At 64.1% G+C, this 10,864-nt stretch carries 9 protein-coding genes and 2 pseudogenes; 8 read left to right on the top strand and 3 right to left on the bottom strand.

The features are described 5' to 3' along the window. Positions 1 to 141: 141 nt before the first annotated feature. The 7 genes and pseudogenes from BVER_RS10200 to rfaE2 all read left to right on the top strand — a co-directional run. Positions 142 to 1,111 (top strand): annotated as a pseudogene (locus BVER_RS10200) (fumarylacetoacetate hydrolase family protein); the annotation flags it as partial. Positions 1,112 to 1,232: 121 nt separating this feature from the next. Beyond that, positions 1,233 to 2,408, top strand: a complete 1,176-nt coding sequence (locus tag BVER_RS10195; RefSeq protein WP_050453202.1) for an ABC transporter substrate-binding protein — start codon at positions 1,233 to 1,235, stop codon at positions 2,406 to 2,408. A gap of 17 nt (positions 2,409 to 2,425) precedes the next feature. After that, a complete protein-coding gene (locus BVER_RS10190) occupies positions 2,426 to 3,253 on the top strand; it encodes an enoyl-CoA hydratase/isomerase family protein (protein ID WP_050453196.1) in 828 nt (275 codons plus the stop codon). Between the two features lie 64 nt (positions 3,254 to 3,317). After that, the gene (locus BVER_RS10185) at positions 3,318 to 4,010 is read left to right on the top strand and encodes a PhaM family polyhydroxyalkanoate granule multifunctional regulatory protein (protein WP_332309083.1); all 693 of its coding nucleotides are present in this window, start codon (positions 3,318 to 3,320) and stop codon (positions 4,008 to 4,010) included. Between the two features lie 426 nt (positions 4,011 to 4,436). After that, positions 4,437 to 5,450, top strand: a complete 1,014-nt coding sequence (locus BVER_RS10180) for a MerR family transcriptional regulator (protein WP_050453195.1) — start codon at positions 4,437 to 4,439, stop codon at positions 5,448 to 5,450. Between the two features lie 445 nt (positions 5,451 to 5,895). Next, a complete protein-coding gene (locus BVER_RS10175; RefSeq protein ID WP_050453194.1) occupies positions 5,896 to 6,777 on the top strand; it encodes a ferritin family protein in 882 nt (293 codons plus the stop codon). 142 nt (positions 6,778 to 6,919) lie between these two features. Then, complete coding sequence (gene rfaE2 / locus BVER_RS10170; protein WP_050453201.1) at positions 6,920 to 7,399, top strand: D-glycero-beta-D-manno-heptose 1-phosphate adenylyltransferase; 480 nt, start codon at positions 6,920 to 6,922, stop codon at positions 7,397 to 7,399. A gap of 22 nt (positions 7,400 to 7,421) precedes the next feature. Here rfaE2 and BVER_RS10165 read toward each other — a convergent pair whose 3' ends face one another. Genes BVER_RS10165 through BVER_RS10155 form a run of 3 tightly spaced genes read right to left on the bottom strand, consistent with a single transcriptional unit; the run spans position 7,422 to position 9,416 of the window. Continuing rightward, positions 7,422 to 7,661, bottom strand: coding sequence for a hypothetical protein (locus BVER_RS10165; RefSeq protein ID WP_050453193.1), 240 nt, complete (start codon positions 7,659 to 7,661; stop codon positions 7,422 to 7,424). A gap of 25 nt (positions 7,662 to 7,686) precedes the next feature. Further along, on the bottom strand, positions 7,687 to 8,517 hold the full coding sequence (locus BVER_RS10160) for a type III pantothenate kinase (RefSeq protein ID WP_050453192.1): 831 nt from the start codon (positions 8,515 to 8,517) through the stop codon (positions 7,687 to 7,689). Continuing rightward, complete coding sequence (locus BVER_RS10155; RefSeq protein WP_050453191.1) at positions 8,514 to 9,416, bottom strand: biotin--[acetyl-CoA-carboxylase] ligase; 903 nt, start codon at positions 9,414 to 9,416, stop codon at positions 8,514 to 8,516. The genes BVER_RS10160 and BVER_RS10155 overlap by 4 nt, the downstream gene beginning before the upstream one ends. A gap of 323 nt (positions 9,417 to 9,739) precedes the next feature. Between BVER_RS10155 and BVER_RS10150 the strand changes: the two are divergent. Beyond that, positions 9,740 to 10,859: pseudogene (locus BVER_RS10150) on the top strand (MlaE family ABC transporter permease). Positions 10,860 to 10,864: the final 5 nt, after the last annotated feature.

Below are 10,864 nucleotides of genomic sequence, written 5' to 3'. Positions count from 1 at the left end.
TTACCCGGAACAATGGACTCCAGTCGTCCCCATATCTCATCGGTCAGCAACATTCGACTCATCTTGATCGCTTACGCAAAAGATGAGATGTAAACACATTTCTTCAAATGTGAACAGAGCCTAGGCACCAATACCGCTTCCATGAAACTCGCCACCCTGAAGGACGGCACCCGCGACGGCCAGCTTATCGTCGTGTCGCGCGATCTGCGCACGGCGGCCATTGCCGACGGCATCGTCGCCACGCTGCAGCGCGCGCTCGACGACTGGACCTTCTACGCGCCGCAACTCATGGAACTGTACGAGGCGCTCAATCTGGGCCGCGCGCAATCCGTTTTCCTTCGACGCGAAGAACTGCATGGCGCCGTTGCCGCGCGCGTTCCTCCAATGGGCCGATGGTTCGTCCTACGTGAATCACGTCGAACTCGTGCGACGCGCGCGCAACGCGGAGATGCCGCCCGAGTTCTGGACCGATCCGCTGATGTACCAAGGCGGCAGCGACGACTTCATCGGCGCGACGGACGATATCGTGTGCGCGTCGGAATCGTATGGCATCGACTTCGAGGCGGAGGTCGCGGTCATCACGTCCGATGTGCCGATGGCGTCCACGCCCGACGAAGCGCTGCGTCAAGTGAGATTGCTGATGCTCGTCAACGATGTCTCGCTGCGCAATCTGATTCCCGCCGAACTCGCGAAGGGCTTCGGCTTCTTCCAGAGCAAGCCCGCGACGGCGTTCTCGCCGGTCGCCGTCACGCCCGACGAACTCGGCGACGTGTGGCGCGAAGGCCGCGTGCATCGTCCGATGATCGTGCACTGGAACGGCAAAAAGGTCGGCCAGCCCGACTGCGGCACGGACATGGTGTTCCACTTCGGTTAGCTCATCGCGCATGCATCGAAGACGCGCAATCTGCGCGCGGGGTCGATCGTCGGTTCGGGCACGATCTCGAACAAGGACACCTCGCGCGGCTATGGCTGTATCGCCGAGAAGCGCTGTCTGGAAACCATCGAGCACGGCAAGGCCGCGACCGAATTCATGAAGTTCGGCGACAGCGTGCGTATCGAGATGTTCGACGAAGCGGGCAAGTCCATTTTCGGTGCCATCGATCAGGCGGTCTTGCAGCCGGAACACTGCTCTGCGCAACGGGTTAAGCCCGATGCGGTGCGCGCAGCCATCGCCTTACACTTGCCGGGCGCCGCCGCGCGGCGCGCCTGCACAGAACAACAAGGAGACTTCGATGGCTGCACGCGGCAAGTGGCGGTTCATGGTCGGGATGACGCTGGCGTTCGCGGTATTGACGGCGGCGCTCGCGCAGCAGAATCAGGCGCATGTGAAGATCGGGCTGGTGCTGTCGTTGACGGGACCGGCGGCGTCGCTCGGTATTCCCGCGCGCGAAACCGTCGCGCTGTTGCCGAAGGAAATGGGCGGCAGACCGGTCGATTACATCGTGCTCGACGATGCCTCCGACACCACGCAGGCCGTGCAGTCCACCAAGAAGCTCATCAGCGAAGATCAGGTCGATGCGATCATCGGCTCGTCGATCACGCCGAACTCGCTCGCGATGATCGATGTCGTCGCGCAAGGGCAGACGCCGATGATCTCGCTGGCGTCGTCGGCGAAGATCATCGAACCGGTGGACAACAAGCGCCGCTGGGTCTTCAAGACGCCGCAGACCGACGCGATGATGGCATCGGCCATTGCCGAGCATGCGAGCAATCATGGCGTGAAGACGCTCGCGTATATCGGTCAGGCAGACGCGCTCGGCGAGACCTTCTATGCCGAAGTCGCGAAGTTCGCGCAGCTCCACAAGATCGAAGTGGTGGCGAACGAGCGCTTCAACCGCACCGATCCGAGTGTGACCGGGCAGATCCTCAAGATCCTTGCCGCCAAGCCCGATGCGGTCGTGGTCGGCGCGGCCGGGACGCCCGCCGCGCTGCCGCCGAAGACGCTCGCGCAACGCGGTTTCAAGGGAAAGGTTTATCACAATCACGGCGTCGGCAATCGCGACTTCCTGCGCGTGTGCGGCGCGGATTGCAACGGCACCTTCCTGCCGGCGAGTCCGGTGCTGGTCGCGTCGCAATTGCCCGACGATCATCCGGCCAAACGTCTCGCGCTCGACTACATCAAACTGTACGAAGCGAAGCAGGGCGCGGGCTCGGTGTCCGCGTTCGGCTCGTATGCGTGGGATGCGGGCATGCTGCTGAATTGCGCCGCGCCCATCGCGATGAAAGCGGGCGCGCCCGGCACGGCCGCGTTCCGTAGCGCGTTACGTGACGCGCTCGAAAGCACGAAGAATTTTTCCGATATCAACGGGCAAGTCAACATGTCGCCCACCGATCACATCGGTCTCGATCAGCGCGCGCGCGTGATGGTCGAGATCCGCGACGGCAAATGGGTTTATCAGCCGCGCTAAATCATGAGGCCTTCAGCATGAGCGATCTTTCCATGTATTCGCATTACACGTCGCTCGAATTGCGCCGCCATCCGCATGGCGTGCTCGAAGTGGTGATGCCCGGCGCGGGCGCGAACAAGAGCGGCCTGTCCACGGCGGATGCCAACATGCATCGCGAACTCGCGGACATCTGGCGCGATATCGACCGCGATCCCGAGACGCGCGTCGCGCTGATTCGCGGCGAGGGCAAGGGCTTTTCCGCGGGCGGCGATCTCGGACTCGTCGAGGAGATGGCGAACGATTTCGACGTGCGCGCACGCGTGTGGCACGAAGCGCGCGACCTCGTGTACAACGTCATCAATTGCGGCAAGCCGATCGTCTCGGCGATGCACGGGCCGGCGGTCGGCGCGGGTCTGGTCGCGGGATTGCTGGCCGATATCTCGATCGCGTCGAAGTCCGCGCGCATCATCGACGGGCATACGCGGCTCGGCGTCGCGGCGGGCGATCACGCGGCGATCGTCTGGCCGCTGCTGTGCGGGATGGCCAAGGCCAAGTACTATCTGCTGCTATGCGAGCCGGTGAGCGGCGAGGAAGCGGAGCGCATCGGGCTGGTATCGCTCGCGGTGGACGAGCCCGATCTGATGCCGAAGGCGATGGAAGTCGCGACGCGTCTCGCCCAAGGCTCGCAAACCGCGATACGCTGGACCAAGTACGCGCTCAACAACTGGCTGCGCTCGGCGGGGCCGACCTTCGATGCATCGCTCGCGCTCGAATTCATGGGCTTCGCGGGACCGGACGTGCATGAGGGCATGCGCTCGCTGCGGGAGCGCCGCGCGCCGGATTTTCCGGGCGGCGCGCCGTTCTGACCTCGGCATCGAACGTGTAGTCGAACGTTGAACCGAACGTCGCATAGATCACAAGGAGCATCGAATGACTGACAACGCAGGCGGCAATCCGCCATTCTCCATCCCCGGTTTTCCCGGCTTCGGCTCGGCCGACATGATGAGCAAGATGTGGGAGATGATGCGTCTGAATTCGTTCGCCGCCACGATGCAGGGCGGCGGCCAGGGCATGCCTCCTTCGCTCTCGATGATGTCCGACATGATGGCGCCGCTCACCAACATCGAAGAACTCGACAAGCGCGTGACCGACATGCGCGCCGTCGAGCACTGGCTCAAGCTCAATCTCAACATGCTGCAATCGGCGATTCAGGCGCTCGAAGTGCAGCGCGCGACGCTTGCGACCTTGCGTGCGTTCGGCGCGTTCGCGCAGACATCGGTGGAAGGCATGCAGAGCGCGGCGGCATCGGAGAAGCCGAAGGCGGCGGGCTGGCCGATGAGCAGCGCGAGCAAGCCCCGAAGCACCGCAAGCGCCGCCGAGCGCAGCGTCGGCCGAAGCGGCATCGGCGTCCGGCGCATCCGCCGACGAACAGCCCGCCGACGCGCCGCCCGGTTTCGATGCGGGACCGTGGTGGAACATGCTGCAATCGCAGTTCAATCAGCTCGCGCATCTCGCGATGCTTCAGCCCGGCATGACCGGCGCAACGAACCCGGTAGACGCGATGCCCGATGCATCGCCCGAAGGCGGCGCGGCATCGCCCGCAGGCGCCGCATCGAGCGATGACAAGAGCGAAGGCGCGGCCGCGAAGAAGACGGCAGCCCGCAAGACAACGCCGCGCAAGAAGCCCCTTTAAGCGTTGCGTTAAACGTTGCATCAAGCGTCACGTGTCGAAGCGGCGCTCGCTTGCTTCGACCCATCTCATCCCGCCGCGCGACCTTCGTTCGCGCATCTGTCCGCGACAAGCAAAACAAGAATTTTTTGTTTGCGTGCGTCCGAAACGCCAGCCGCCACGTATTAACGAAAGCCTAGGGGCACGTTCTTCCTGGCGAGACGCTCTATGATGTTCTTCACGGAACCTTCATCAAGCCAGCGCACCAATTATTTCGTTTTTGTTTATTATTACGGTCATCATTAAAGCGCAGGAGTGCGATTCTCGCTGGGCATGCAACGTGCGTGTTTTCAACGCGATTGTTTTCCGACCATTCGTCCATGACAAACTCATCCGAACAAGAATACGATCCGGAATCGAACGCCGATGGCGTCAAACGATCCGATCCCTTGCCGGAGCCGATCTACGGACTTCGTCCTTCTTTCGCGATGGCAGGGATAGGCATCGGCGCAATTGCGCAGGAAATTGGTCTGACGAAAGACACACTGCGCGTCTGGGAGCGGCGTTACGGTTTCCCTCAACCGATGCGTTCATCCGGCGGAGAGCGGCTCTACCCACAGGAGCAGGTCTCCAAGCTGCGGCTGGTCAAGCGTCTGCTCGACGCGGGGCATCGGCCGAGCAAGGTGCTCGTGCAGTCGATCGATGCGTTGCGAGAACTGGCCGAGTCGTCCGGCATTGGCCAGGACGCACCCGATGTCGAACTCGATCAGTTGCTCGAACTATTACGCACCGGTCAGTATGAAGAATTCCGCTACTGTCTTCTGAAGCGCGCGACGCGCGACGGACTCGAGCGGTTTGTTCTGGACGTCGCCGCGCCGCTGGCCGCGCGTGTCGGCAACGCGTGGGCGGCGAGGACGCTGCAGGTCTATCACGAGCATCTGTTCAGCGAGGCCATTCAGGTCACGCTGCGCTCGCTGATGCGTCCGCTGTCCGACGCGCTGCGCGGACGCGGCTCGCGACCGCGAGTGCTGCTAACGACTTTATCGGGCGAAGGACACGGCCTTGGTCTGTTGATGGCCGAAGCGATGTTCACGATCTCCGAAAGCGAATGCTTCCAGCTCGGCATGCAAACGCCGCTGCACGATATCGTCGAAGCGGTGTCGGTGCATAAGATCGATATCGTCGCGCTGTCGTTCTCGGCGGTGCTGCCCTCGCAGTCCATCGCGACTGCGCTGACCGACTTGCGCAAGCTTCTGCCGCCGCATGTCCGGATCTGGGTCGGCGGCAGCAGTCCCGCTCTGCGCCGAAAGGCTCATGAAGGAATCGACCATGTCGCGGGGCTCACGCCCATCGACGAAACGGTCGCGGAATGGCGTCAATCCAGCGTGCTATGATCGAAGACGCTCGCATCGGCGGGCCGCGGCACGGCGCTTAGGCGCTGTCGCGGTTACCGGCTGGTGCGGGCGCGACCGGCGCACATGCTTCCTTTCGCACCGCTGTCATGCGGATGCGTCACACTGCGCGACCGGGCGCGTTCCGGCGCCGATCAGGTCGCCACAGGCCTTACATTTACCTCAGGCACAGGTTTCGCTCCTCACCCACGATAGAGCAAGACGTAAACAAAGCAACATTCGCACGGGGACATGCGGTGTTTTCGCGGCGCGCCATGCACTGTTACGGCGCGAAATTACGCGCTTTGTTGTCGGTTTTCGTCTTAGGCCGCCGAAATCCCGCGTAAAATTGAAAGTTTGGTTGCTGAAGTGCAGCTATTTTTACCGCACATCGGCCGCCAGGATCTACATAGATATAACGTCGCATAAGTGGCTTCAGGGGTGGACTATGAACACCATGCTTTATCCGGAACTGTATAAATCGCTGGAATCCGTCCGTTGGGATATGGAAAAAGATATCCCCTGGGACAAATTCGACGCGTCCCTGCTCACCGACGAGCAGGCCAAGACCGTCAAGATGAACGCGATCACCGAATGGTCCGCTCTTCCCGCAACCGAGATGTTCCTGCGTGACAACCACAATGACAGCGATTTTTCCGCTTTCATGAGCGTGTGGTTCTTCGAGGAACAGAAGCACTCGCTGGTGCTGATGGAGTACCTACGGCGCTTCAAACCCGAATTCGTGCCGAGCGAGGAAGAGCTGCACGCGGTGCGCTTCGAGTTCGATCCGGCGCCGCCGCTCGAAACGCTGATGCTGCACTTCTGCGGTGAAATCCGCTTGAATCACTGGTATCGCCGGGCGGCCGAGTGGCACACCGAGCCGGTCATCAAGCACATCTACGAAACCATTTCGCGCGATGAAGCGCGGCATGGCGGCGCGTATCTGCGCTATATGAAGAAGGCGCTCACCAATGCCGGCGATTCGGCGCGTGCCGCTTTCGCGAAGATCGGCGTGCTGATGGCGTCGGCGCGTCGCACGGAAAAGCCGTTGCATCCCACGAACCTGCACGTGAATCAGGCGCTGTTCCCGCGCGATACCGTGCAGTCGCGTCTGCCGGACCCGGAATGGCTCGAGCGCTGGCTCGACGACCAGATCCGCTTCGACGACAGCTGGGAGAAGAAGGTCGTCGAGCGCATTCTGCATAATCTGTCGATTCTCTTCGAGCGCTCGTTCGTGACCGCGCAGGAGCTGAACCGTTACCGCAAGGAAGTCGTGCTGCGTCTGCAGGCGGCATCGGGCGGCGCGGCATCGGCTGAACAGCCGGCCTGAGTTTCATCGAATAGATAGCGATTCTGTAGCGATTCGCGCGGCCCGCCGGCCCCAACCGGCGGGCCGTTTTGCTTTTCGCCGCATGCGTGCGCGTGGCCTCGTGGCACAATGCGCGCTTTCCCAACATCGCAAGCAGGTCGTCATGTCCGCCATTTTCGAACGCAAGATCACCACGCGCGACGCGCTCGCCGCGCGCCGTTCCACGCTCGCCGGCCCGGTGATCTTCACCAACGGCGTCTTCGATATCCTGCATCGCGGTCACGTCACTTATCTCGCCGATGCCAAGGCGCTCGGCGCGACGCTGATCGTCGGCGTGAACAGCGATGCATCGGTGCGCACGCTCGGCAAGGGCGACGATCGGCCGATCAATCGCGAAGACGATCGCATGGCGCTGCTCGCCGCGCTCGAAAGCGTGGATTGGGTCGTGAAGTTCGAGGAGACGACGCCGTTGCAGCTCATCGACGCGCTGCATCCCGACGTGCTGGTGAAAGGCGGCGATTACGACATGGACAAGCTCGCGGAATCGGCGCTGGTGCGCGGCTGGGGCGGCCGCGCGCTCGCGATTCCCTTCGAGCACGACCGCACGACGACCGCGCTGCTCAAGCGCGTGCGCGCGCAATAACTGGCGCAATAAGCCGGCACGCTCACTGTCCGATCGGCGACGACTGGACGTTGGCGGCGGGCGCGGGTCCGCCGACTTGCGGCTGATCGGTGGCATCTTCGGGATGCAGCGGGCGCGCGTTCAGCGTTTCCGGATGCACCTGTTGCAGCAGATGATGCGGCTCGCGCGCGCCGGCCGCCGGCAGCGGCCCGAACATGCCTTGCACCACCGCGAGCATCAGCAGGTTGGCGAGAATAAGAAAGGCGATCAGCCAGCGCAGCATTACCGGGCTCCGTTGTTCGATCAGATCAAGAGTTGGGATGAGACGCCGTCGCGTCGCGCGCGATGAGCGCGAGGCCGGACAACGCCAGGGAATCGTGTCGAGTATGCGGCACCTGAAGCGCGCCGGCTATCTCGTTTGCCGCGCCGCCGCCGAGCACGAGGCGAACGTCGGCCTGCAGATCGTGACGCAGATCGCGCCATGCCCGCTCGACCAGACTCGCCTGCGCCAACAGACAACCCGCCGATAGCGCGGCGGCCGTGTCCGTCGCGAAACGGCTCGCGGTGGAATCGAGCGCGCGGCGGGCGGCATCGGCGTCGAGCGTCGGCAGTTGCGCGGTGTGGCTGCCGAGCGATTTCATCATCAGCGACCAGCCGGGCGCGATCAGGCCGCCCGTGAACGCGCCGTCCGCGCGCAGGGCTTCGAGCGTCGTCGCGGTGCCGAACGTGGCGATCAGCACATGCTCGCCGGGATACGCGGCGCGCGCGCCAATCAGGCTGCACCAGCGGTCGCTGCCGAGCGTGTGCGGCTGCGCGTAATGATTGACGACGCCGCATTGCCGCGCCTGCGCCCGCACGACGGTGCAAGGCAGCGCGGACCAGCGCGTGTCGATCAGCCGCTGGATGCGCGTGAGCGCCGCCTCGCCCGCCACGTTCGATATCCACGCCGAGTCCGGCGCGGGCAGCGCGGCCCAGTCGTCGAGAATGGTGTCGTCGATGGAAGCCGATGGATCGTTCAGCGCGACATCGCGCTCGTGCTCGAACGCGCCGTTCGCGATCGATGCGCCGCGCGCGTCGACCAGCGACCACTTGATGCGGCTATTGCCCGCGTCGATCAACAGAAACGACGCGTGACTCACGGACGCTCCCGCGCGAGTCGCAGCGTCAGTTCGCCGGTGACGATGGTGCGCGGGCCGTCCGGCGTCTCGATCATCAACTGGCCGCGATCGTCGACGCCTGTCGCCACGCCGCGCGACACTTCCAGACCCTGATCGAGCAGTGCGACTTCGCGGCCAGCCCACGCGTGCGCGTCGGTCCAGCGTTGACGGAACGGGCGGAAGCCTTCCGCTTCGAAGCGCGGCAGCGCGGCGTCGAGCGAATCGAGCAACGCGGCGAGGGCATCGGTGAGATTGGCGTCGGGCCAGGCGCGGGACAGCGCGGCGGGCAACGCGCCCGGCACGGCGGACGCGGCCTGGCGGTTCGCATCGTCGACTTGCGTGGCGAGCTGATCCGCGCCGTGCAGATTCGTGCCGATGCCGATGACCACCGCCGTCGCGCTCGGCGTATTCCACGCCGTTTCGATGAGGATGCCGGCGAGCTTGCCGTCGTCGAGCAGGACATCGTTCGGCCACTTCAGCGCCGGCCGCGCCGATGCCGAGAGCGGCAGACGGGCGAGCGCATCGAGCACCGCGACGCCGATCGCGAGACTCAGACCCGCGAGCCCTTCGACGGGACGCCGGATCACGCAGCCGACCGACATCAGCAGCGCGTTGCCCGGCTCCGCGAGCCACGCGCGGCCGCGCCGTCCGCGTCCGGCCGTCTGAAGATAGGCGACGCGGACGATCGGCGCGGGCGGATCGACCTGCGCGCGCTCGCGCGGCAGCGCGCGCATGTGCTCCATCAGATCGGCGTTGGTCGAGCCGGTTTCATCGACGATATCGATGGTCCAGTCATGCGCGGGCCGCTCGGCCAGCGCGGCGAGCCGCGTGCGGTCGATGCGCCACGGGGCGTCGGGGGCGAAGGAGGAGGGCGGGGTCATGGCGGGTATTGTAGCGGGGCGCGTGGCCTCGAACGGTGCCGATGGCCATCGCCCTCGGCGTCTTCAGTTGATCGATGAGTCGATCGGAAAAACCGGGCGTCAATCGAGTTCGATACGCAGGGTTTTGCCGCACGCGGTCGCGTACTTCAGCAAAAGTAAAAAAACCTGCCTCCAAGTCTCCCCAACCCGCGACATTTCCGATATTCACCCGTTCGGCATAGGCCTGGCGGACGCACCCGCCCGCGAACCCACGCCCGCCAACCACTCTCCGCTAGAATGTCCTCTCCCCTTTTCCCCGTGCGCGCCCGACGCGCCATCGATCCTTGGACTTCGACACGCCCCCGCGTCTGAGAGTGGAAGCCGGTCAGCAGGGCAAGGTGGTTCGGCTCTCAGGCCAGTGGACCGCGCTCGCGCGCGACCGGGCGAAGAGCGGCGTCACGCGCCGTCTGCGCGCCATCGGGCGGGAGGCCATCGGAAGCTGGGATCTGCTCGATGTCGAACGGCTCGATCACGTCGGCGGTCAGGCGCTGGGGCGCATCTGGGGCCGGCGCATGCCGCCCGAAGTCGAACTCAACGATACCCAGCGCGAAATCTTCGAACGCGTCGCGCTGCTCGACGCCGAACGCGAAGAACCCGAAGTCGTCGATCGGCCGAATCCGGTTACGAAACTCGGCCTGCTGATCTTCGCGTTCTTCGATCATCTCTACGGCGGCCTCGCGATGTTCGGCGGCTTCGTGCTCGATCTGTTCGGACTCGTGCGTCGCCCGAAACGCATTCCGTGGACGGAAATCTCCGCGAACATCTACAGCGCCGGCGCGCAGGCGCTGGCCATCACCGCGCTGGTCGCGTTTCTGATCGGCATCGTGCTCAGTTACTTGTCCGCGCAGCAGTTGCGGATGTTCGGCGCGAATCAGTACATCGTGAATATTCTCGGGCTGTCGGTGATTCGCGAACTCGGGCCGGTGCTGTCGGCGATTCTCGTCGCCGGGCGCTCGGGTTCGGCGATCACCGCGCAGATCGGCGTGATGCGCGTTACCGAGGAACTCGACGCGATGCGCGTGATGGGCATTCCGCACGGCTTGCGCCTCATCCTGCCGCGCGTGATCGCGCTCGGCATCGCCATGCCGCTGCTCGTCATGTGGACCAACATGATCGCGCTGACGGGCGGGGCGCTGGCCGCGAAGCTCGTGCTGTCCATCGACATGTCGTTCTTCATCCGCTCGCTGCCGTCGGTGGTGCCGATCGCGAATCTGTGGATCGGGCTCGGCAAGGGCGTCGTGTTCGGCATGCTGATCGCTCGCGGCGTGTCACTTCGGCTTTCGCATCAAGGCGAATTCGCAGAGTCTCGGCGAAGGCACGACGACATCCGTCGTGTCGTCGATCACCATCGTGATTCTCGCGGACGCCGTATTCGCCATCCTTTTTCAGAACGTGGGACTATAAGGATC

It is taken from the genome of Candidatus Burkholderia verschuerenii (assembly GCF_001189365.1).
GTDB classification, from domain to species: Bacteria; Pseudomonadota; Gammaproteobacteria; order Burkholderiales; family Burkholderiaceae; genus Caballeronia; species Caballeronia verschuerenii.
This window is presented reverse-complemented; position numbering and strand designations above follow the sequence as displayed.

Excerpts from the sequence above, each read along its gene's own strand:
- BVER_RS10180 (WP_050453195.1), top strand. The coding sequence starts at position 4,437 with ATGACAAACTCATCCGAACAAGAATACGATCCGGAATCGAACGCCGAT.
- BVER_RS10185 (WP_332309083.1), top strand. The coding sequence starts at position 3,318 with ATGACTGACAACGCAGGCGGCAATCCGCCATTCTCCATCCCCGGTTTT.
- rfaE2 (WP_050453201.1), top strand. The coding sequence starts at position 6,920 with ATGTCCGCCATTTTCGAACGCAAGATCACCACGCGCGACGCGCTCGCC.
- BVER_RS10155 (WP_050453191.1), bottom strand. The coding sequence starts at position 9,416 with ATGACCCCGCCCTCCTCCTTCGCCCCCGACGCCCCGTGGCGCATCGAC.
- BVER_RS10190 (WP_050453196.1), top strand. The coding sequence starts at position 2,426 with ATGAGCGATCTTTCCATGTATTCGCATTACACGTCGCTCGAATTGCGC.
- BVER_RS10195 (WP_050453202.1), top strand. The coding sequence starts at position 1,233 with ATGGCTGCACGCGGCAAGTGGCGGTTCATGGTCGGGATGACGCTGGCG.
- BVER_RS10175 (WP_050453194.1), top strand. The coding sequence starts at position 5,896 with ATGAACACCATGCTTTATCCGGAACTGTATAAATCGCTGGAATCCGTC.
- BVER_RS10165 (WP_050453193.1), bottom strand. The coding sequence starts at position 7,661 with ATGCTGCGCTGGCTGATCGCCTTTCTTATTCTCGCCAACCTGCTGATG.